Source organism: Acinetobacter sp. SwsAc2 (assembly GCF_013391465.1).
GTDB lineage: Bacteria > Pseudomonadota > Gammaproteobacteria > Pseudomonadales > Moraxellaceae > Acinetobacter > Acinetobacter johnsonii.
Window position 1 is genome coordinate 60,031 of record NZ_JACBEZ010000013.1, and the last position, 22,020, is coordinate 82,050.

The 22,020-nt window shown below is 43.4% G+C and carries 24 protein-coding genes and 1 pseudogene; 12 read left to right on the forward strand and 13 right to left on the reverse strand.

Annotated features, from left to right (window positions below; translation table 11 throughout):
• Positions 1 to 12 precede the first annotated feature (12 nt).
• From HYI04_RS07865 to truA, 3 genes are read left to right on the forward strand one after another with little or no spacing between them, the layout of a single operon-like run.
• On the forward strand, positions 13 to 1,317 hold the full coding sequence (locus HYI04_RS07865) for a hypothetical protein (RefSeq protein ID WP_159153391.1): 1,305 nt from the start codon (positions 13 to 15) through the stop codon (positions 1,315 to 1,317).
• A 49-nt stretch (positions 1,318 to 1,366) separates the two neighbouring features.
• The gene (locus tag HYI04_RS07870) at positions 1,367 to 2,335 is read left to right on the forward strand and encodes an asparaginase (protein ID WP_159153392.1); all 969 of its coding nucleotides are present in this window, start codon (positions 1,367 to 1,369) and stop codon (positions 2,333 to 2,335) included.
• Positions 2,336 to 2,347: 12 nt separating this feature from the next.
• Complete coding sequence (truA, locus tag HYI04_RS07875; RefSeq protein ID WP_159153393.1) at positions 2,348 to 3,145, forward strand: tRNA pseudouridine(38-40) synthase TruA; 798 nt, start codon at positions 2,348 to 2,350, stop codon at positions 3,143 to 3,145.
• Between the two features lie 88 nt (positions 3,146 to 3,233).
• On the opposite strand, the gene HYI04_RS07880 is transcribed toward truA, so the two are convergent.
• Entirely contained in the window at positions 3,234 to 4,241 is a 1,008-nt protein-coding gene (locus HYI04_RS07880) for an AraC family transcriptional regulator (protein ID WP_004692528.1), read from the reverse strand.
• Positions 4,242 to 4,471: 230 nt separating this feature from the next.
• Between HYI04_RS07880 and infA the strand changes: the two genes are divergently transcribed.
• A complete protein-coding gene (gene infA / locus HYI04_RS07885; protein ID WP_004692529.1) occupies positions 4,472 to 4,693 on the forward strand; it encodes a translation initiation factor IF-1 in 222 nt (73 codons plus the stop codon).
• Positions 4,694 to 5,342: 649 nt separating this feature from the next.
• Positions 5,343 to 5,771 (forward strand): hypothetical protein, encoded by a 429-nt coding sequence (locus HYI04_RS07890; protein ID WP_159153394.1) that lies wholly within the window; start codon positions 5,343 to 5,345, stop codon positions 5,769 to 5,771.
• Positions 5,772 to 5,825: 54 nt separating this feature from the next.
• On the opposite strand, the gene leuB is transcribed toward HYI04_RS07890, so the two are convergent.
• The 4 genes from leuB to leuC form a co-directional block, all read right to left on the reverse strand.
• Positions 5,826 to 6,905, reverse strand: a complete 1,080-nt coding sequence (leuB, locus tag HYI04_RS07895; RefSeq protein ID WP_078425242.1) for a 3-isopropylmalate dehydrogenase — start codon at positions 6,903 to 6,905, stop codon at positions 5,826 to 5,828.
• Between the two features lie 37 nt (positions 6,906 to 6,942).
• Complete coding sequence (locus tag HYI04_RS07900; RefSeq protein WP_159153395.1) at positions 6,943 to 7,503, reverse strand: hypothetical protein; 561 nt, start codon at positions 7,501 to 7,503, stop codon at positions 6,943 to 6,945.
• Between the two features lie 99 nt (positions 7,504 to 7,602).
• Positions 7,603 to 8,253 (reverse strand): 3-isopropylmalate dehydratase small subunit, encoded by a 651-nt coding sequence (gene leuD, locus HYI04_RS07905; protein WP_159153396.1) that lies wholly within the window; start codon positions 8,251 to 8,253, stop codon positions 7,603 to 7,605.
• Between the two features lie 21 nt (positions 8,254 to 8,274).
• A complete protein-coding gene (gene leuC / locus HYI04_RS07910; protein ID WP_159153405.1) occupies positions 8,275 to 9,708 on the reverse strand; it encodes a 3-isopropylmalate dehydratase large subunit in 1,434 nt (477 codons plus the stop codon).
• 501 nt (positions 9,709 to 10,209) lie between these two features.
• On the opposite strand from leuC, the gene HYI04_RS07915 reads away from it, so the two are divergent.
• Positions 10,210 to 10,446 (forward strand): DUF2061 domain-containing protein, encoded by a 237-nt coding sequence (locus tag HYI04_RS07915; protein WP_004692541.1) that lies wholly within the window; start codon positions 10,210 to 10,212, stop codon positions 10,444 to 10,446.
• A gap of 159 nt (positions 10,447 to 10,605) precedes the next feature.
• Positions 10,606 to 11,463, forward strand: coding sequence for a LysR family transcriptional regulator (locus HYI04_RS07920; RefSeq protein WP_004692542.1), 858 nt, complete (start codon positions 10,606 to 10,608; stop codon positions 11,461 to 11,463).
• Positions 11,464 to 11,521: 58 nt separating this feature from the next.
• Here the strand turns inward: HYI04_RS07920 and HYI04_RS07925 are convergent, their stop codons facing one another.
• The 4 genes from HYI04_RS07925 to HYI04_RS07940 all read right to left on the reverse strand — a co-directional run bounded on the left by HYI04_RS07925 (position 11,522) and on the right by HYI04_RS07940 (position 13,319).
• Entirely contained in the window at positions 11,522 to 11,767 is a 246-nt protein-coding gene (locus HYI04_RS07925; protein ID WP_256732951.1) for a hypothetical protein, read from the reverse strand.
• Complete coding sequence (locus HYI04_RS16915; protein WP_256732952.1) at positions 11,760 to 12,140, reverse strand: hypothetical protein; 381 nt, start codon at positions 12,138 to 12,140, stop codon at positions 11,760 to 11,762. Before HYI04_RS16915 ends, HYI04_RS07925 begins: the two co-directional genes overlap by 8 nt.
• Before the next feature lie 70 nt (positions 12,141 to 12,210).
• Positions 12,211 to 12,456, reverse strand: coding sequence for a DUF2789 family protein (locus HYI04_RS07935; protein WP_159153398.1), 246 nt, complete (start codon positions 12,454 to 12,456; stop codon positions 12,211 to 12,213).
• Between the two features lie 212 nt (positions 12,457 to 12,668).
• Positions 12,669 to 13,319 (reverse strand): HAD family phosphatase, encoded by a 651-nt coding sequence (locus HYI04_RS07940; protein WP_178896052.1) that lies wholly within the window; start codon positions 13,317 to 13,319, stop codon positions 12,669 to 12,671.
• A 182-nt stretch (positions 13,320 to 13,501) separates the two neighbouring features.
• Here HYI04_RS07940 and HYI04_RS07945 point away from each other — a divergent pair, with 182 nt between their 5' ends.
• Together HYI04_RS07945 and ptsP are read left to right on the forward strand one after the other, a co-directional pair.
• Complete coding sequence (locus tag HYI04_RS07945; protein ID WP_004692547.1) at positions 13,502 to 13,984, forward strand: RNA pyrophosphohydrolase; 483 nt, start codon at positions 13,502 to 13,504, stop codon at positions 13,982 to 13,984.
• An 81-nt stretch (positions 13,985 to 14,065) separates the two neighbouring features.
• The gene (ptsP, locus tag HYI04_RS07950) at positions 14,066 to 16,363 is read left to right on the forward strand and encodes a phosphoenolpyruvate--protein phosphotransferase (RefSeq protein WP_004978924.1); all 2,298 of its coding nucleotides are present in this window, start codon (positions 14,066 to 14,068) and stop codon (positions 16,361 to 16,363) included.
• A 6-nt stretch (positions 16,364 to 16,369) separates the two neighbouring features.
• Here ptsP and HYI04_RS07955 read toward each other — a convergent pair whose 3' ends face one another.
• Positions 16,370 to 16,558 carry a hypothetical protein gene (locus HYI04_RS07955; protein WP_010325835.1) on the reverse strand — a complete coding sequence of 63 codons (189 nt, stop codon included), beginning with the start codon at positions 16,556 to 16,558 and terminating at the stop codon, positions 16,370 to 16,372.
• 188 nt (positions 16,559 to 16,746) lie between these two features.
• Positions 16,747 to 17,361: a LysE family translocator gene (locus HYI04_RS07960; protein WP_159153400.1), complete on the reverse strand. Its 615-nt coding sequence runs from the start codon at positions 17,359 to 17,361 to the stop codon at positions 16,747 to 16,749.
• Positions 17,362 to 17,511: 150 nt separating this feature from the next.
• On the opposite strand from HYI04_RS07960, the gene HYI04_RS07965 reads away from it, so the two are divergent.
• Both HYI04_RS07965 and HYI04_RS07970 read left to right on the forward strand, forming a co-directional pair.
• Positions 17,512 to 17,964: an Lrp/AsnC family transcriptional regulator gene (locus tag HYI04_RS07965; protein WP_004978918.1), complete on the forward strand. Its 453-nt coding sequence runs from the start codon at positions 17,512 to 17,514 to the stop codon at positions 17,962 to 17,964.
• A 275-nt stretch (positions 17,965 to 18,239) separates the two neighbouring features.
• Positions 18,240 to 19,376, forward strand: a complete 1,137-nt coding sequence (locus HYI04_RS07970) for a DUF389 domain-containing protein (RefSeq protein WP_178896053.1) — start codon at positions 18,240 to 18,242, stop codon at positions 19,374 to 19,376.
• Between the two features lie 6 nt (positions 19,377 to 19,382).
• On the opposite strand, the gene HYI04_RS07975 is transcribed toward HYI04_RS07970, so the two are convergent.
• Positions 19,383 to 21,035, reverse strand: a complete 1,653-nt coding sequence (locus HYI04_RS07975) for an acyl-CoA dehydrogenase family protein (protein ID WP_159153402.1) — start codon at positions 21,033 to 21,035, stop codon at positions 19,383 to 19,385.
• A 78-nt stretch (positions 21,036 to 21,113) separates the two neighbouring features.
• Here HYI04_RS07975 and HYI04_RS07980 point away from each other — a divergent pair, with 78 nt between their 5' ends.
• Positions 21,114 to 21,734, forward strand: a complete 621-nt coding sequence (locus tag HYI04_RS07980; protein WP_148826800.1) for a TetR/AcrR family transcriptional regulator — start codon at positions 21,114 to 21,116, stop codon at positions 21,732 to 21,734.
• Between the two features lie 194 nt (positions 21,735 to 21,928).
• On the opposite strand, the pseudogene HYI04_RS07985 reads toward HYI04_RS07980, so the two are convergent.
• Positions 21,929 to 22,020: pseudogene (locus tag HYI04_RS07985) on the reverse strand (IS5/IS1182 family transposase); the annotation flags it as partial.

A 22,020-nucleotide genomic window follows, 5' to 3' on the forward strand; every position in this document is an offset into this window, starting at 1 on the left:
AAGGGGTAAAACATGCTTATTTATGTGATTCCATTTATCTTACTATTGGTTGTTGCCATAGTCTTAAAAAAGCGTGAGGCGAGTAAAGAAGCAGAACCAAAAACTCAAAAAGCGGTTGCTGCAAAAAGCAAAGCCAAAAAAACAGCTTCGTCTAAAAAATCCCCACAACAAACTCAAGTCGTTGAAGATGTTGTCGCTAAAAAAGCCACGACACCACTCGCTACAGATCTACGTAATAAAATTGAAGGTCAAATTCGCGACCGCAATTTCTTCTCAGCTGAAGCACAAATCAACCAAGCCCTAAATAAAGACAATTCACAACACGAATTATATTTACTGCTGCTCGATATTCACTTGCTCCAAAAAGATGAGTTTGCCATTAGCCAATTGCTGAATCATTTACGTTCTTTAGAACTGGATGATATTTTGGCGCAAGCAGAAGCAAAAAAATCGGATTACGATCAATTACATCAAAATAGCCGTGACACGATTGAGTTTAAACCAACTGAAATTGCACCATCTGCACCAAAACCTGTAGAAGCAACCAATACTGCTGACTTTGATGCCCTGATGTCATCAAATAATCCTGCTCCCGCTCCTGTGCAGGCTTCTGTTGTTGAACCTGTTCAAGACATTAAACCGCTTGATTTTGATACCTCAGCATTTACGACCACAACACCTGCTCAACCTGAACCAAGCATCGAAGTTCAAAGCTTAGAATTTGATATCTCTAGTTTAAATACACCAACAGCAGAACCAACCAAATCTGCTGAAGAACTTAAACCGCTCGATTTCGGTTCACTTTCTTTAGAAAGCACGCCTATTCAACCAGCAGAAACTGCTGCAGCCGACATCCAACCTTTAGATTTTTCGTTCAATCTCGACACAGCGCCGACAACAACGCCAGAAGCAGAAATTTCACTGCCTGCTGCGGATGAACGTCCTGAATTTAAATTTGATTTTTCAAGCGAATCCACAGCCGAAGCTGCAAAAGATATCCCTGCTTTTTCTTTTGATACGGTGAGCCCAAGTGAAGCAATAGTAGAAGAAACACCAGCAGTTGTTACGCCAAACCTCAGTTTTAGTCTAGAGTCTACTGCACCTGCCAATACGACAGATCAAAGCGATCCTCTGGTGCAGTCTTTCCCTCAACTGAACGAAGTCAATGAAATACACTTAAACCTTGAATTGGCTGAGCAATACATTCAACTTGGCGCTTTCGAAGCTGCACGTGAAATTTTGGTTGAACAAGAACCAAATTACTCTACGGAACAACGTCAGCAAGTAGAACAGTTACTGAGTCGCATAGCATCCTAAGCCATTTCGTTTTAAACTAAAGCAGTCATCACCGACTGCTTTTTTTATAATGAAAAAAATTGCGCTTATCTATATGGGTGGAACCTTTGGCTGTATTGGCGAACCCTTACAACCAATGCCTGCCGAAGACTTTATTCCCAAGCTCACACATGTCTTGCCGATTCATCTCGACATTGAATGTTTTATTGCACCTGTCATTAAAGACAGTAGCGCCTGCACGGCTGAAGACTGGTTATTGCTGATTCAGCAGATTCAACAATTACAACTGAAACAATTCCAGCATTTTGTCGTGATTCATGGCACAGATACCTTAAGCTATGCCAGTGCTGTCGCCGCACACTTTATCGCAGACTCCGCATGTGTGGTTTTCACAGGTAGCCAATATCCATTGCTGAATGTTCAAGGCACGGATACGCGTGAATTTAGCGATGCGATTAGTAATTTGAATTTTGCCTTAGATGCGGTGATGAAACATCCTGTCGGAGTGTATCTGGCTTTTCATCAACAGGTATTACATGCGCAAACCGCGTTAAAACGACATACCACAGAACTGGATGCTTTTACAGGCGTCATGGCTGAACAGCCGATTCCACACGGCTTAAAAACACACATTGTACAAACAGGTGATGTAGAACAATCTCACCAGTTCAATTGCCTCAACCTGATGATGCAACCTGTTGCCTTGGTGCAGCAAGTACAAAACTTGCGAAATTTGCTCTCTGCGCCGCCACATTTCCTCATTTTGCAAGGTTTTGGAACGGGTAATTTAGCTGTGAATGCCGAGCTAATAGCACTTTTCGATGAATTTTACGCACAAGGCTGTGTTGCTATCTTAAGCACCCAAGTCCCTTTCGGCCGTACTGATCAGCGCTATGCAGTTGCCGCTTGGACAACCCAAGCCAAAATAATTGTTAGTGATTGCCTCGGGCATGCAGATCTGTATGCCAAAGCCCTTAAAATGTATTTACAATACCCCAGCGCTGAAGCACGCTTCAGCCATTGGCATGATTTGGGTTAATTTGAGGTACATATGCAACGTTTTGCGATCGGCATTGAGTTTTGTGGAACACACTATCGTGGTTGGCAAACCCAGCAAACAGGTGTGATCAGCGTACAAGAGACGATTGAAAAAGTACTCTCTAAAATTGCCAATGAGCCGATTAGCTTACATGGTGCAGGTCGTACCGATGCTGGCGTCCATGCCACCAATATGGTGGCGCATTTTGATAGCTCGGCACTTCGTTCAGAACGCGGTTGGTTAATGGGCAGCAACAGCCAACTGCCAAAAGATATCTCGATCCAGTGGATCAAAGCGATGGGGCAAGACTTTCATGCACGTTTCAAAGCGCAGGCACGTCGTTATCGCTATGTGGTCTATAACCACCCGCAACGTCCTGCTCTTATGCATAAACAAGTCACACACGCTTATTACGCACTAGATGTAGCAAAGATGATACAAGCCGCGCAAAAGTTCGAAGGCACGCATAACTTTGAAAGCTTCCGTGCAGCCGCATGCCAATCCAATCAACCTGTGCGCCATGTCAGCCATTGTCGATTAATTCAACATGGTCCATATTTGGTACTCGACATTCAGGCCGATGGCTTCTTGCACCATATGGTCCGCAATATCATGGGCTGCTTACTGGAAATTGGTCAAGGTATGTATGAAGTCGAGCATATTGAGGCTATTTTCGCAGCAGAAGACCGCAAAGCCGCAGGCATTACAGCCCCTCCTGATGGGCTGTATTTCATTCATGCCGACTATCCAGCGCAGTTTAAGCTACCTAAGCAGCCGCTTGGGCCGCACTGGCTAAATATGCCTGAATAATTTATTTTTGAATCCTCCATCTAGCCAGCTTTTTCAAAGGAGGGGAAGAAATTCCTCCCTTTTATAAAGGGAGGTTAGGAGGGATTTCTTAACGCTGCTTACGCTTACGATATTCCACTGGGGTTTCATTGGTCCAGCGTTTAAATGCACGATAGAAGGTACTTGGCTCAGAAAAGCCAGTCAAATACACGATACGCTCTACACTTTCAGCGGTATTGGCCAAAAGTTTTTTCGCCAAACGGCAGCGATAATCAGACAAAATTTGCTGGAAGCTGGTATTCGCCTCACTAAGTTGTGTGCGTAAACGCCTTGGGGTAATACTGAGCTGTGAAGCCACTGTTTCAAGTGTGGTTTCACCACTTTCTAGGGTTGAACCTATCGCGCGACGGACTTCACCCACCAAATCATAACGGGCTAATTCTTGAAGTTTTTCAATCGCTAACTGCTCATGCAGTTGCAATAATTCAGGTTCCGCCTGCCACAACGGATAAGCCAAAATACTTGGGTCAAAATATAAGCGGGTTTCTTTTTGCCCTAGACTGACAGGGCACTCATATACGCGGAAATACTCATCATCAAACGCGCCTTTACTGAAGTTAAAATCAATATAGATCGGTTCAAAGCGCCCTTCAGTAATAAATTTAAAGAACCGTAAAATACCAGACATCGCACATTCAGAAAAATGTCGATTGACCAAATTTTCAGCCCAAGGTTGTTCCCCATTGGTCAAATAACACCGGTCATCTTCAACCACCAACTTGGCATGAAAGGCATCACTGATCAATCGCTGATAAGCCAAAGCGCGCTTCAAACCCTCACCAAAGTTTTCGGATGAAATAAACAAATGCTCAATCACTTGGCCACGGTATAAAGGCAGATTTTCACCCAAATGTAGACCAATGTCTGGATCACGGCTCACCTCTTCTGCCGCCACCCAAAAAGCGTATTGTGCGCTCAAAGGCGTACGCTCATTGGTCTCCATTTGATTTAATGCAACACCAGCCTTTGTTAAAATCTCTTCTGTTGGCAACCCTGAACGACGAATCGCTTGGTAGCCTAATCGCAATACAACCGATGCATCAGTTAGCTGACCCACGCTAGAACCTTCCTTGTATGTTCTTCATTTATACATAAAACATTAAAATTAGATTAACTGCGATTGACCAAACTGACAACAACTTATACAGTTTTTTTGTTGAAAATATTTATTCCTCTTGTTCGCTTATTTTACTGACAGATGATCAGGCAACCGCCCATTCCGCCTTGTTTTATGCAAAAAAATTGACTATAATTTGCGCCTTTCCAATTTATTCATTCAGGTAGGCTATGGCCAATAAAGAGGAACTCATCGAGTTCGAAGGCGTTGTCACCGAGACGCTTCCTAATACTATGTTTCGTGTACGTTTAGAAAACGGTCATGAAGTGATTGCTCACATCTCTGGTAAAATGCGTAAACACTATATTCGTATTTTGACTGGCGACAGTGTTAAAGTAGAAATGACACCTTATGATTTGTCTAAGGGTCGTATCACTTATCGTGCGCGCTAAGTTTTAGCGAAGCGAAAAAGCCACTTTTTAAGTGGCTTTTTTAATGTCTGCGCTCAGACTAAAACGTTATGAATCAACTAGATTTCATGCAAAAGTCAAACTGTAATTAAATGCAACAATAACTTAATACGCCAAAACAATAATGAAGACGGCTTCAACGAAGCTCGCTATTTTACTGTTCCCAATGCTCTGTGTTGCTTGTGCCACAATAAGCGAAACTCGGCTCAAGTAAACCTTACAACACTATATCGGACAATCGTCACATCAAGTTCAAAATCAACTCAACCTCAATAGCATGGGTTATAAAGTGCTCGGTGCTCCTGTATATACCCCAGAAAAACTGACCTAAACTCTGTTACGTAATATGCCTATTCCGATGGTAATCCCCAATCTTGGAACCAGTGTCAATATCGGTGCACCCATTCCGACACCTTCCAGCGGTAGCCTGAATATTGAAATGAAATGCAACATTGAGTTCAGACTGCATGATGATCTTGTGGAATCTATTCACTACATCGGCAAAGCGTGTTAGCGGCTGCGTTATGTTGAGTCGCCTACATACCGTTTATCTCAAATTACTCGAAACATACTCAAACGAACGTTCAGATATACAATACTAAAAGGGTCTTTCTCTGCTTAGGGGATGATCATGAAGCCCTTTATTGTCAGTTTTTTTAGTTCCATCTGCTTTCTACTGCTTCAAGCTTGCAGCAGCTCTCCAACGCAACACCAGACCGTCGTTTCACCCGCTAAAATTGCGCTCCCCGACTATTTAGAACAATATATCGGCCAAGATGTATCGAGCATTCGGCGCGAACTCAACTTACGTCAACTCGGCTATGAAACCTTAGGTGCACCGATTCAAACACCAAACCAACTGAGCTACACCATTGTCAGACGGATTCAAATTCCAACCCCTATGCCCACTATGCGCAGTGACAGTAGTGTCGGCGCAATTCCAATTCCTACACATACACCATTTTATGATGTTCAGTTAGAGTGCCAAGTCCACTTTTTATTAAAAGATAATATTGCACAATCAATTCAATATCGAGGCAAAGCCTGCAAAGGTTATTAAATTTTGGGCATAAAAAAACGCAGCGGATGGCTGCGTTTTCAAATTATTTTTGGCTTAGTTCAGTGCAGCCACAACCGCCTGCCCCATTTCCGCAGTACCCACTTTGCTCATGCCTTCAGACATGATATCAGCGGTACGCAAGCCTTGATCTAGGACATTGCCTACTGCATCTTCAATCGCTTGAGCAGCAGCTTCTTCACGGAAGGTATAACGCAACATCATAGCTACCGAAAGAATAGTGGCTAATGGGTTGGCAATATTTTGTCCTGCGATATCGGGCGCCGAACCATGACATGGCTCATACATCCCTTTCGCATTTTCATCTAAGGATGCTGATGGCAACATCCCAATTGAACCTGTCAACATCGCGGCTTCATCAGACAAGATGTCACCAAATAAGTTACCTGTCACAATCACGTCAAACTGTTTAGGCGCGCGCACCAACTGCATTGCAGCATTATCGACATACATATGCGACAAGTTAATGTTTGGATAGTCAGCTTCTTTCATCGCCGTTACGGTTTGCTTCCAAAGTTCAGTCACTTCAAGGACGTTGGCTTTATCAACAGAACAGACTTTGCCACCACGTAAACTGGCCATTTCAAAAGCTACTTTCGCAATACGCTTAATTTCAGACTCAGCATAAACGTCGGTGTTAAAGCCTTGTTTTTCACCATTCTCAAGTTCACGAATACCCCGTGGCTGACCGAAGTAAATCCCGCCCGTTAATTCACGAACGATGAGAATATCAAGACCCGCAACAATTTCAGGCTTTAAGCTTGATGCATCTGCCAATTGCGGATACAAAATAGCTGGACGTAAGTTCGCGAATAAATTTAATTCACTACGAATTTTTAACAAACCACGCTCTGGACGAATCGAACGCTCAATGTTGTCCCACTTCGGACCACCCACCGCACCGAGTAAAATCGCATCTGCATTTTTGGCTTGTGCTGCAGTCACATCTGGATAAGGTGAACCGTGTGCATCAATGGCAGCCCCACCGAGTAGGCCCTGTTCCCACGTTAAACCTAAATTGAATTGATCATTAACTCGTGTAAGTACCTGCTCTGCGGCTTTTACAATTTCAGGACCAATGCCGTCACCAGCCAAAATCAAAATATGTTTAGACATGAAATATTCCATTGTTGGTGAGTGCTGACTCACACGATTAAAGTTTTTGTTCTACAAACTCGCCCAAGCCATTTAAGACATTGTAAGGTTTGCAAAAACGACGAATTGTTGTTTGATTTTGCTTTAAATCGACACACAAAGGGTCAGGTGCAGACATATTTAACAAGCTTCCCTGATGTCGACTGCGCGCACGGAACATCCTAAAGGTGTAGCGTTCCGCAGGCTTAAAACGATGAATCACATGCAGTGTTTCAGCGCGATCGACCGAAACGGGATAGAAGCGAATCACCAGTTCATGTTGCCCCGCTGGCACTGACAGAAACAAGGCATTCGCTTCATTCAAATCATCTCGTTTTAGACGAACGACCTTCTCTCGAATGGCCTCACGGCTGACACGATGATTGTCTGCATCCACAATTTTGATCTGATTCCATCGCTCAAATTCGCAGCTCACCGTACCAGTACAGTAAAGCTGCGCATTATTTTTACTCGCTGGGGTATCCTGAATCCGCTTAATGCTTGCCGTATTCATACTTTGGCAGGCAGTTAATGTTCCCACCAACGCCAGTAGAGCGATACGACTGTAACTCGTCACCATTGTTCAAGCCCAACCTTTACCAGTAGCAAAACGTTTAAAATTCTTTTGCTCGATATTAACAAGAGATGGACCCAAGCACTAGATGCATCGAATTTTCAATTAAGCATGAATTTCAGCAAATATCCACGGACGTGATGCTTTGGTCTTTTCTTCATAGGCTTTGATGTCATCTGCGACCTGTAAAGTTAAACCGATATCATCCAAACCATTTAACAAACAGTGCTTACGAAATGGATCCACTTCAAATGTGAAGGCTTCACCCGATGGTGTACGCACTTCTTGCGCATCCAAATCAATCGTCAGCTGATAGCCTTCTGTTGCTGCACATTCTTTGAAAAGTTGATCAACAATTTCTTCAGACAAAATCACAGGCAACATGCCATTTTTGAAACTATTATTAAAGAAAATGTCGGCATAGCTAGGCGCAATCACAGTACGGAAACCATATTCTTCTAATGCCCACGGCGCATGTTCACGGCTTGAACCACAACCAAAGTTCGCACGAGAAATTAAGATGCTCGCACCTTGGTAACGTGGCTGATTCAATGCAAAATCAGGGTTTTTAGGACGTTTAGAATTGTCTTGTCCCAAAAAACCTTCATCTAAATAACGCAACTCATCAAATAAATTTTCACCAAAACCCGTGCGTTTAATGGATTTCAAAAATTGTTTTGGAATGATCAAGTCTGTATCGACATTGGCACGGTCTAAAGGTGCAACGATACCTTGTTCAACGGTATATTTTTTCATGTCTATGCTCCCAAGCCCGAATTAAAATGAACGCACATCGACAAAGTGACCAGCAATCGCTGCTGCGGCTGCCATTGCTGGACTCACCAAATGCGTACGACCGCCATTGCCTTGACGACCTTCGAAGTTACGGTTAGAGGTCGATGCACAGTGCTCACCGGGTTGTAATTTGTCTGCATTCATGGCTAAACACATTGAACAACCTGGCTCACGCCATTCAAAGCCAGCTTCAATCAAAACTTTGTCTAAGCCTTCAGCTTCTGCTTGCGCTTTAACTAAACCAGACCCTGGAACCACCATGGCTTGTTTAATGGTACTTGCCACTTTTTTGCCTTTAGCCACTTCAGCCGCGGCACGAATATCTTCAATGCGTGAATTGGTACATGAACCAATAAAGACACGGTCTAATTGAATATCAGCCAATGCCTGACCTGCGGTTAAACCCATGTAGTTATAAGCACGCGTCCAATCATTGCGTTGCACTTCATCTTTGGCTTGTTCTAAAGTTGGTACAGCTTGAGTCACTGGAATCACCATTTCAGGCGATGTGCCCCAAGACACTTGTGGCTCAATCTCTTCACCTTGCAATACAACTACTGTGTCAAAATGCGCATCTGCATCCGAATGTAAGGTATTCCAATACGCAACCGCAGCATCCCACTGTGCGCCCTGTGGTGCATATGGACGGTCTTTGACATAGGCAATGGTTTTGTCATCGACAGCGACCATACCCACACGTGCGCCGCCTTCAATCGCCATATTACACACCGTCATACGACCTTCGATCGACATATCACGGAACACTTGACCACCAAATTCGATCGCGTGACCTGTACCACCTGCAGTACCAATTTTACCAATGATGGCTAAAACCACGTCTTTCGGTGTTACGCCCTGACCCAATTGACCATCAACACGCACCAACATGTTTTTCATCTTCTTTTGAACCAAGCATTGGGTTGCCAATACATGCTCCACTTCAGATGTCCCAATCCCGTGCGCCAAACAGCCGAATGCACCATGTGTTGCCGTATGAGAGTCTCCACACACCACCGTCATCCCCGGTAAAGTCAAACCTTGCTCAGGCCCGACCACGTGTGCAATGCCTTGACGCACATCATTAATGTCAAACTGCACCACATTAAAGGTTTTACAGTTGTCGTCTAAGGTTTGAACTTGGATACGTGAAGTATCATCTTCAATACCTGCAATTCCCTCTGAACGCTCTTTGGTCGAAGTTGGAACGTTATGATCAGGAGTTGCCACATTCGCACTTAAACGCCATGGTTTACGACCCGCAAGTTGTAAACCTTCAAAGGCTTGCGGAGAAGTCACTTCATGTAATAAATGACGGTCGATATAGAGTAAAGCCGAGCCATCATCGCGTTGTTTTACTAGGTGGTCATCCCACAATTTGTCATACAATGTTTTTGCTTGTTGGTTTTCGCCTGCCATGTCGATTGACTCCACTGGACTGGGTAATTCTTTCATTAAAATCGATTATAGCGACGATTTCACATAAATCTAATTTATCATTTTTATTAATTTAAAAACTTTTTGGAATTATTTTAAATTCATACCTCTTTGTTTCAATCCCTTTGATTACAAGCTCTCACTGCTGGTTTTAATTCAAGCCCTATACGCCTATTTATCAACCTATTGTAGGCCTCACAGTATATTTCCCTGCTCAGCCATGCAAGGTTTATCTCCCCCTATTTAGACCAATACTTTTGAAGCTCGCTTCGTTGATGTGAATAGAAAGACAGCGACCTATGCATAGACTAAAAGAGTGAAATCTACAGAAGCTTGTTTTCTCACGTCAAACATTCCAAACAGTCGACTGCATCGCCTTGCATTCAAAAACCCAATCATGAGCAATCAAAATTTCATTTTGACTTTATTAACGTTAATAATTACCATTTACAAATGAAAGGCATTATTGAGAGGGTATTTATCATGGCGAACATTCAGAAATTTGTAGCGAACAATCAGCGCATATTCAAAAAAACCCTAAGCTATTACATCATGCACATTACCGTGGCCATGATTGTGGCTTACTTTGTCACAGGTAACTTATGGATGGCGGTCACACTCAGCTTATTAGAACCAACCGTGCAAGCCTTCGCATTCTTTTTCCATGAACGTATTTGGGAGAAAAAGAACCGTACTACCGAAGAAAATATTCCTGCTTAAGCCCTTATATCAAGCGCCCTCTCAACTCTCAAAAGATCACATCAAGTGATCTTTTTTTATTTTAGTCCAGATCCAATAAGCTCCCATTCATTTTAAAGATCGCAATTCATATAAAATTATTTTATAATTTAATTATACTTTCATAACTAGACTACCCTTATGAATCTTGCAGCCTTCGAAGCTTTTGTAAAAGTCATGGAAACCGGCTCTATTTCTTTAGCCGCAGATCAACTCTTCATTACGCAACCTGCTGTAACCAAACGTATTCATAGTTTAGAAGAATATTTTGGTGTGAAACTGTTTGAGTCTGCGGGTCGTGGTGTACAAGCCACGCATGCCGCACATTCACTGCTGCCTAAAGTTAAAAACTGGCTCAATGAACTGGGTGACATTCACCATACCTTGAGTCATGAACAAGGCATGGTCCAAGGCAAACTCAAAATTGGCACCAGTCACCATATTGGTTTGCATCACTTGCCGAGCCATTTACGCAGCTATGTGCAAAGCTTTCCAAATGTCACCTTAGATGTGCACTTTGTCGATTCTGAGCAAGCACATGAAAAAGTACTGGCGGGTGATTTGGAGCTGGCTTTTTTAACGCTTCCACCCAAACTCGATGAGCGTTTGCAGTACGTCACCATTTGGGAAGATCCTTTAGTTTTTGTAGCAGCGCCGTTTCATCCGCTGGCACAAATGCAAAACTTACAACTCGAAGACCTGATTCAGTACCCAAGTTTATTACCTGCCTCACAAACCTATACCAGCCAAATCACCCTAGCAGAGTTTGAAAAACAAGGGCTGAAACCTAAAATCACTATGAGCAATAATCCACTCGAGTCGATTCGTATGTTGGCATCGATTGGACTGGGTTGGTCAGTGCTTCCAAAAACGATGATTAACCAAGACCTACAGCAGTTGAATGTGAAGTTCGAAATGAACCGTCAACTCGGTATGGTTTGGCATCCAGGCAGAACCCAATCTCGTGCGGTGCAAGAGCTGATTGCAATGATGAACTAAGCTTTGCAAGCATTAAAAAACCATCCACAAGGATGGTTTTTTATTTTGCGCGAGCGAATTAAGAAGCACTAATAGCAAGTGCAACCAGCCCAAGCCACATCACCAGCAAGATCAAACCTACTATGAGATTTATACCACCACGCTTTTCTAATTCAGTATGGACGCTTCCACTTCCCAACTGGCGAATCTTAGTAATCTGCTGATCGACATGATGCTTATACAAGGTATTCCCAAACATTCCAAATGCTACGGCCAAGCCAATATTTGCACCAGAACTTTCAATCCCCAAAAGTATTTCAACCATCCCTATGACCACAATTAAACCAATGGCCATAAAGCCATAAAGCCATAAAGCCATAAAGCCATAAAGCCATAAAGCCATAAAGCCATAAAGCCATAAAGCCATAAAGCCATAAAGCCATAAAGCCATAAAGCCATAAAGCCATAAAGCCATAACTGTACATTTTTCGATAAAATAACCAGACCACACCTAAGAAAAAGGCGGCAATATTAAAGCCTGCATATTGTTTCTTTGGCGTGATTTTTTCAAATTGAGCTTGATAGTAAGACTCATATTTCGCACCGATAAAAAGGGCACGATCTTGTTCTAGTTGATTAACTGAAGCGACATGTTCTAAAGACGTAGAGTCAGGAAAAGTTTGATGATCGAGAGACATAAATTTCTATTTTTATCTTATTTTTATAAAGAGAGGCAAAGCTTCGACGCTCAGCCTCTTTGAGTTCTACTTACTTTTGGATGAGTGAATCTTCATGCAGGGATTCATTCAGCTGATCTACAATGATAGCCCACTCACCATCCGATTTAATTTTTTCTGCCAAAAACTGACGTTGCGCTTCAGTCCAATACTCTGCGTCAACAATCGTGGTTTGTGCATTGAGCTGATGCGTTACAATAAACAACGCGATGGCATCTTCACTCGCATCTAAACCGAGTTGCTCAAACAGGTGGGTCATTCTTGGTCGTACACTCATATTTTTCTCCACGCTTATGTTCTAATTTTTCATAGTCAAAATAGCTTTAGCCAAGGTTCAACATAGCATATTTGGTTAATTTTCCAAGATCAGCCCACCTCTAGCCCGATATTTTATTATCACTGTACGCACTTTTCATTTTTGACGTCGATGCCTTTCAAATAAATAAGACTGCCCGAAAACAGCCTTTTTAAACAACGAAGGACAGATACTTAAATCGACCAGTCTTGGATTTCCCATGCCTGCTCTTTAGCCAATGCTTCTAGGCGGTCATCTGGATTGACGGCAATGGCATGGTCAGCATATTCCAGTAAAAAGCGATCATTGATGGAATCCGAATAAGCCCAAGACTCGCTGACATCACGCCCTGCAAGCCATTGATCTAAACGCGTCAATTTGCCTTTTTGGTAGCACGGTGTGTTGATCACTTTGCCCGTGTATTTACCCTCAACCACTTCAGCATTGGTCGCAATAATTTCACTAATCCCAAACTCACGGAAAATCGGTGCGGTAATAAAATCAGAGGTTGCGGTAATGCCAACCAAAGCATGTTCAGCATCGCGGTGTTTTTCAATAGCAGCAAAACCTTCGGGACGCATTTGCGGGCGAATCACTTTGTGCATGAACAGCTCATGCAGTTCAGTAAGGTAGGCATTGTCATGTTGAGTTAAAAATTCAAATACAAATTCATTATAGGCAATCGGGTCGAGCTGCCCTGCTTTGTAGTCTTCATAAAATTTATCGTTCATGGCGCGATGGCGAACTGGGTCGACCAAGCCTTCATTCACCAAAAACTCTCCCCAAGAATGATCTGAATCGGTGTTTAACAAGGTGTGATCGAGATCAAATAGCGCCAATTTCATGAAAATACTCGTAAAAACTGAAATTTAAGAAAAAATTTGTAAATCTATCTCCGCTAGTCGATAGAAATTCGTTAAGATCATAGCAATTTTAACATTTTTAAACTTTGCTTTTTTCGAGTTGGATACAGAAATAAAAATCCCCGATCGCAAAGTCATAAATTACACAATATTTAGGTAGCCAAATGATCGATTCGGAAGGTTTCCGACCCAATGTCGGGATCATTTTGGCAAACGAGTTTGGACAAGTTTTATGGGCAAAACGCATTGGACACAATGCTTGGCAATTTCCACAAGGAGGTATCCAATATGGAGAAACCCCTGAACAGGCACTTTATCGTGAGCTGAGAGAAGAAGTTGGCTTACTGCCCGAACACGTCCAAATTGTAGCGCAAACTAAAGGTTGGCTGCGTTATCGTTTGCCGCACCGATACATTCGTACAGATTCCGATCCCGTATGTATTGGACAAAAACAAAAGTGGTTTTTACTCAAACTCACTGCTCCCGCTCAGAATATTCGTTTGAATTTGTCTGATCCGCCTGAGTTTGACCAATGGCAGTGGGTCAGTTATTGGTACCCGCTGGGGCAAGTTGTGAATTTTAAACGCGATGTATACCGCAAAGCGATGGTGGAGCTGTGCAATCAGCTCCCTCAAAAAAAGCCTTAAAAAATCTAGACGTCCTACAGATTTTTTAAGGATCTCTTGTTATAAATAAGTTGGACGCACATTATTTTTGGAGTAGACGCGATGTCGAATATGCAACTGGATACCCTTCGACGCATTGTACAAGAAATCAATGCGTCCACCAGTTTGCATGAATCACTCGACATTATGGTCAACCATGTGGCGGAAGCCATGCATGTTGATGTTTGCTCCATCTATTTACTCGACGAACGCAATCAACGTTATTTGTTGATGGCATCGAAAGGTTTGAACCCCGATTCGGTCGGCCATGTTTCACTGCATACCAGTGAAGGCTTGGTCGGTCTGGTAGGTCAGCGTGAAGAAATCGTCAACCTTGACAATGCACCGAAACATGAACGTTTTATGTACTTGCCTGAAACAGGTGAGGAAATTTACAACTCGTTCCTCGGTGTACCGGTCATGTATCGCCGTAAAGTGATGGGCGTGCTTGTGGTGCAAAACAAAGAGTCGCAAGACTTTAGTGAAGCTGCGGAATCTTTCCTCGTCACGCTCTGTGCTCAGCTTTCAGGGGTTATTGCACATGCGCATGCGGTGGGCAATATCGATGTATTTCGTAAACCGAGTAATTTACCTGCCTACAAAACCTTCCAAGGGGTACCTGGTTCCGGCGGGATTGCCTTAGGCCGTGCCGTCATTCTCTATCCCCCTGCGGATTTGGCGGCTGTCCCTGACCGTGAAGCCGATGACATCAGTGAAGAATTAGAGCTGCTAGATCGTGCCCTCACCTCAGTGCGTGATGAAATCAAATCGCTTGATGACAAAATGCAAGATGCCCTCATGGCGGAAGAGCGTGCACTGTTTAGCGTGTTCTTGCGCATGTTGGATGAAAATGCGCTGCCAGCGGAAATTAAAGAACAAATTCGTGATGGGAACTGGGCACAAGGTGCAGTGCGTATCGTCATCGATAATCATATTGATCTGTTTGAACAGATGGAAGATGACTATCTCCGTGAACGTGCCGCGGACTTAAAAGATCTCGGTCGACGGATTTTGGCCTATTTGCAAGAAGCCGACTCCAGCCACCGTGAACTTACCGATGAAAGTATTCTGATTGGGGAAGAAATCTCAACCGCAGCATTGGTTGAACTGCCAGTCGATAAAATTGCAGCCATCGTAACCACCGAAGGTGCCATGAACTCACATATGGTGATTGTGGCACGCGCACTCGGTATCCCAACCGTGGTCGGCGTGACTGAACTGCCGATTAATACCCTTGATGATGTGGAGATGATCGTCGATGCGCACCAAGGGCGCGTGTTCATTAATCCACCTCGCCGCTTACGTAGTCGCTATAAAGAAATTCAAAAAGAAGAAGAACTGATTGCCAAAGATTTAAAACAGTATGAAACCAAAGATGCCATCACCCCTGATGGTGTCGCAGTCAAACTGTTCGTCAATACTGGCTTGATGATTGATGTGGTCCGTGGTGTACAACGCGGTGCCAAAGGCGTTGGTCTATATCGCTCTGAAATTCCGTTCATGCTACGTGATCGCTTCCCAGGTGAAGAAGAACAACGTGCGATCTATCGTCAACAGTTGAGTCACTTCGCCAACAAACCTGTAGTGATGCGTACCCTCGATATCGGTGCAGATAAAGACTTGCCTTATTTCTCAATTGAGGAAGAAAACTCAGCTCTCGGCTGGCGCGGTATTCGCTTTACGCTGGATCATCCAGAAATTTTCTCTTCGCAAATTCGTGCCATGCTCAAAGCCAGTATTGGTCTCAACAACCTGCACATTCTACTGCCGATGGTAACCAGTGTCAGTGAAGTAGAAGAAGCGCTGTACTTACTAGAGCGAGACTGGGTCGCGGTGCAAGAAGAAGAACAGGTCAAAATCACCAAACCAAAAATCGGGATCATGGTCGAAGTACCGAGTGTCTTATTACAAATTGAAGAGTTTGCAGAGTTGGTTGACTTTTTCTCGGTAGGTTCAAACGACCTGACACAATACTTACTAGCCGTTGACCGTAATAATCCACGCGTTGCCAATGTCTACTCACATTTCCACCCTGCGGTTTTACGTGCGCTCACCCGCTTAGTCAAAGAGTGTCATAAGTACAACAAACCAGTCAGTATTTGTGGGGAAATGGCGGGCGATCCTTTGTCTGCGATCTTACTGATGGCGATGGGCTTCAATACCCTATCAATGAGCTCAAGTAACATTCTGCGTGTACGCAAAGCCATTTGTCATGTCCCAATGCCAGATGCGGTCGAATTGTTAGAGCGTGCCTTGAAAATGAGTAATCCACTCATTGTGAAAAGTCAGATGGAATATTATTTTAAAACACATGGTTTGGCCGACATGGTCAAATCCGCAACACGTATTGTGACAGCTTAAAGGTCTTTAAACCCAAGGAACGGACATTAAAAAAGGGAGATAATCATCTGAATATCTCCCTTTTTTGTGCTTGTCATAGCCTCGTTTTGCATTTTTCTTTCGGTCTACAAAGACTTGGCTTTGGTTGACTTCATGCATGTGTTTAGCCACGAAGTTGTGAATCACAACTTTTGGCTCAGCTTTCTTCTTTGCCATTTTTTTCACCTTGTTGATGTGATCATCTCACTGATGATGCGGTAGAAATTTTACGCCTTTTTGAAGGTATTACAAGCGATTTTGGCTGAACCTATATCCCCAGCTCATGCACTATTTTTCAATTCAATTACAGGTTAAGGCAATGCTATATTTTGCAATGCCTTTGATCCATATACTTAAAATGTCGCTTAGACATAAAACTGTTCTAACAATAAAATCATCGCAATCAACATCATCAATGCCCCTGACACTCGACTGACCACCCTAGCAGCCTGTGGGCGTGTACCCAAAACTTTTTGCGCACTAAATCCAACCAAGAAATAAACAGCCGCGCAACTCATGAGATGAATTCCCGCCAATAAAACAATTTGAGAGGTGGGCGACAAAGCCGCTTGCGGGTCGATAAAGGGCGGCAATAAAGCCAAAAATAACAACAGGACTTTCGGATTTAAGCCACTTAAATAAACCCCTCGAATGTACCATGACTTTGAAGAAGCAATGGTAACCTGATCGCTGCTAATACTCGCAGGACGCATCGACAGGCTCAGTCCCATCCACAGCAAATAAACAGCCCCAACACCCGTGAGTACTTGAAGCAATACGGGCTGACTGGTCACCAATGTGCCCACACCCGCAGCAACAATCAGTGCCGCCATCAAATGCCCTGTTAATAACCCGGTTACCGCCGGCAAGACTCTTTTGCCCTGTATCCCCGACGAAATGGCATAGGCCCAATCGATACCTGGTGTCATCACAAACAGGATCGAAACACCCCAAAATGCAATTAAAATATTCAGTGACATCCCTTTACTCTCTTATCCATCACCGTTTTGAGGTTTAATCCAATCAAAACATGATCTGTATCAAATAATTTTGAAAGGATATCCTTTAGGCTCTAAAATGTGCTTTCAAATATTTGTGCAATAACGCCTAAAAAGGGGAGCTTCTTCCACATGGATAAAATTGATAAGAAGATTCTTGCTGAACTACAAGCCGATGGTCGTTTATCTGTTACGGAGTTGGCGCATAAGGTAGGGCTTAGCCTCTCTCCCTGTCACCGCAGAGTCAAAGCCTTAGAAGATTCAGGTATTATCAAAGGCTATCGCGCGCAGTTGGATATCTCCCAGCTCGGCTTGAATTTTTCAACCATTGTTTTTGTGACACTCAAAAATGGCGATAAAGATTCGGTGCAAAGTCTTGAAGAAGCGATTCTTAAGGTTCCTCAAATTGTGAAAGCGCAGCGACTTTTTGGTGACCCCGACTACTTGCTGCATGTCGTGACCTATGACTTGGAAAGTTATCAAAAACTCTATGATGAGCACTTGTCAGCACTACCAAATGTGCAACGTCTCATCTCCACCATGGTGATGAAAAATATTATTTCTAATCGTAGTGTTTTGTTCTAAAAGAATACGTTCTAGGGTCAGCTAAATATCTATAATTGATTTGTCTTTTTATGGATGATTTCGCGATTTCAACCAGATCTGCTCTGTTCTAAAAGTCCTTGTTAATGAATGATGTTCAGCAAAATCGAGAAGCCTCGCTTCAATAAAAAGAAAGTGATTAGCACATATTCTAAATTGAAGCGTGAATCATATTATTTCTCACCATTTTTTTGTTTGCTTCCCGTGATAAAAACGCTAGATTAAATCTTAATCACATACAAAATAAGAGCATCACCATGCCACTCGAAAAAGACAAAGATGCAACCATTGTGGTCAAAGATACGCCTGACCAAGAAAAGTATGAGTTTCTAAAAGAAAAAATTCGTTATAAGCAGGCCTTGCGCGAAAACTCAAAAAAAATTGACCACCAAAAAATCCGCTTGAATATCCAAGCGGATGCACTGCCAAGCAAAACCTTTTTTATTATGAATGCTTTGGCTGCTGTTATTGCAGGCTATGGACTGCTGTCCAACTCGGCTGCGGTGGTGATTGGCGCGATGCTGGTTGCCATGATGCTGGGGCCAATTTCGGGCATTGCTTTGGCTTTAATTGATAGCCGCTGGTTGCTGTTTAAAACAGCCTTGTCCACTTTGTTACTTGGCATTGCCATGATTTATAGCATTGGGATTATTTTAGGGCTAGTGAATTATGACCTACCCATGACCAACGAAATTTTAGCCCGTACTCAGCCAACCATTTTGGATTTGATGATCGCTTTAGCAGGGGGGGCCGCAGGTGCTTTTGCCTCAGTATCCCCTCGCCTGTCAGTGGCCGTGGTGGGTGTCGCCGTTGCGACGGCCTTAGTTCCGCCCTTGGTGGCCAGCGGGATTTTATTCGCACATATGGAATGGAAAAACTCAGCCAATGCATTTTTACTGGCGGTGACCAACATCTTCGCCATTCAGATTAGCTCATCTTTAGTCCTTTGGATTGCAGGCTTTAGACGGGGTTCCACCGAAGAAGTGCAGAGTAATGTCAAAGAGTTTCTCAAACGTAATGCTGTTAGCCTAATGTTCTTGGCGCTTTTAGGGATTTATCTCTCACTCAACTTTTATGCGCTGCTCAATACACGCCTGTACGAAAGCAGTACCGAGGCGACCATTAGTACTGAGCTGAACCATGCCAATAATATTATTGATACCATCCAATACGATAAAAAAAAGGGTTTCACTTTAGTCCGTGTCTCTATCCGTGGAGATATTCCGCCTAGCCCAGCGCAAATTGCAGCACTCAATCAAAAGCTATTGCCAGACTTGAACGATAACCCAAGCATTGTTCAAGTCCGCTTTATTCCGATTGATATTATTCAGGCTGAAGACAGCCCCAACGTCAAACTCGAACAAGATGAAGCGCAAAAGCTTTCCGTACAATAACGTGCTTTAAGCCGCAAATGCTCTATGCAGCAGTCGTTCTACGTCGGGTTGTTTCATCTCAAGCATCCCGACAACCCGACCATGAAATGGACTATAACGGCTTTGAATAAAGCCATCAGCCACATAGTCTGGTGCATGCCGTTTCAGCAGAACTGCTTGTGCCAAAATCACCAAGCGGCTGACCACACTGCGCCCCATAAATTGTAGTTCTTCAGGTGTCTGTTGGAACAACTGAAATAGATTTTGCAGCTCTTGTTTCAACTGTTCATCTTGCATAGCCGTGGCGGCCAAATCTTGAAACAGAGTTTCAATCGACTCTACATCACGGCTGATAGCACGCAGCACATCCAAACACATGACATTTCCTGAGCCTTCCCAAATGGTATTGACTGGCGCTTCTTTAAAAATACGTGCCATGATGCCGTTGTCGACATAGCCATTGCCGCCAAAAACCTCCATCATTTCCCCTGTCAGCTCAACCGCACGTTTACATATCCAAAATTTTGATGCTGGGGTCATAATGCGCCTCCAGGCCACGGACTGTGCATCATCCGTTTCATAGCAGTGTGCCAAGTGGAAACTGAACTGCATTGCTGCTTCAGTTTCTAAGGCTAAATCTGCCAGTACCGCTTGCATCAAAGGCTGCTTCGCTAAATGTTTGCCAAAAGCTTTGCGCTGACGGGTATAGGCAATACATTGCACCAAAGCCTGACGCAGCATGGCAGTACTGCCGACTGAACACGTTAGACGAGTGTAATTCGCCATTTCTATAATGGTGGGAATACCGCGTCCCGCTTCCCCAATCATAATACCCCACGCCTCTTTAAATTCGACTTCTGAGCTGGAGTTACTACGATTGCCCACTTTTTCTTTTAGCCGTTGAATATGGATCGGATTCTTGGTTCCATCCTCTAGCCAGCGCGGCACAAAGAAACAGGCCAAACCATCTTGTTCAGTCTTCGCCACTACCAAATGGGCATCACACATCGGTGCAGAGAAAAACCATTTATGCCCTGTGAGTAAATAGGCTTGACCGCGCCCCGACTCTGCAACTGGCACAGCCATGGTTTCATTGGCACGCACATCCGAACCACCTTGCTTTTCGGTCATGCCCATACCCAGCCAAATCGATTTTTTCTGGCTGATCGGCACATCACATTCATCGTATTCGGTTGAAAGTAACTTATCGCCTATTTTGGCCCACAGTTCAGGTTCGCGTTGAATCAGTGGAATACTGCCCAAAGTCATCGAGTTTGGACACAAATTGCCGCATTCCACCTGCCCTGCCAAATAAAAACGCGCTGCCCACTCGGCCCATTTCGAGGATGAATTGGGCTGATTAAACGGATGTGCATGGGTATCGAACTGACGATTTAACCCCATCCATTTATGCCATGCAGGATGAAACTCGATAAAGTCTTTACGGCGCCCGCGAGCATCGAAGGCATGTAATATGGGCGTATGCCTATTGGCGAGATCGGCATAATCATAATATTCCGCAGAGCCAACGACTTTACCCATTTCTGTGAGTATTGCCTGATCCTGACTGCCATAACGAGTCAGGATTTCTTGTAAAACGTTATCGGTTTCAAACAAGTTGTAATTTTCCAGTTCATCAAACTGATTACTGATTTGATGGGTCATCCATGCCGTATTCATATCATTTTGCTCTTGTTATGCTGTGCTTTTCATTTCAGTATAGAGAAAAATTGAGTCTGCCATGTTCAGCTTTGTGCTATGAAGAATCCCGAGATCCAAGTCCGCCGCAGGCCGCGCCAATCGCGAGCCAAACTCACCCAAGAAGCTTTGCAAGAAAGTTTTGTTCGGCTTTTGCATGAGCGCCATGCACACGAAATTACCATTCGGGAAATTACCGATGTCGCGGGTGTCGGTTTGGGTACCTTTTATGAGTACTTTTCAAAGAAGGAAGATTTGGTTGCATTGACCATTCATCAGCATGTGAAAACTAATGCGGAGCAGCTAAAAAGTTATGCACAAAGGCTGATGGAGTTATCCACAAAATTAACTTTTGAGGACTATTTACAGCAAATTATTCACTTTCAGCTTGAGCAGATTCAGGCTCGACAGTTTCTTTGGGCACAGACTTTTTTGCTGGAACGGCAGATTTCAAATATTGAAAGTTACCGTAAAAGCTATGCCATGATGGTACAAATGTGGCGCAGCATTTTAGAGCCGTCTATACAAGATGATGAACAACTCAAGCATATGGCTTTAAATATGCAACGAGTGTGTTATGGCTTTGTGTCGCAGACTTTGCTGGTTGAGCCTGAGTTTGAGGAGTGGAAGGAACTTGAAAAGGATATTGTTCAAATTTTAGGAAAACTTAAGTTTGAATAAAAATAGGCGTTCTATTCATTTTCGCGCTTACATTTAAGTTTTAAATAATTGATATATATAACAATATTAAAATTAGGATCGTGTAAGCCCTATAATCTAAAATGGAATCAATATTTCAGGGTATTCCTTGGAATTTTGTATCATTTAATTCTTATGGTTTAGGGTCTGTTGACATTTACTGTTCATAATTAACCCTATAAAGGTAGCCATAAAAATATACAGGCTAAAGCAACAGAACTTTGATAATTTCTTTTGAGCTTGTCATATCGAGTAGCTATTCCTCTAA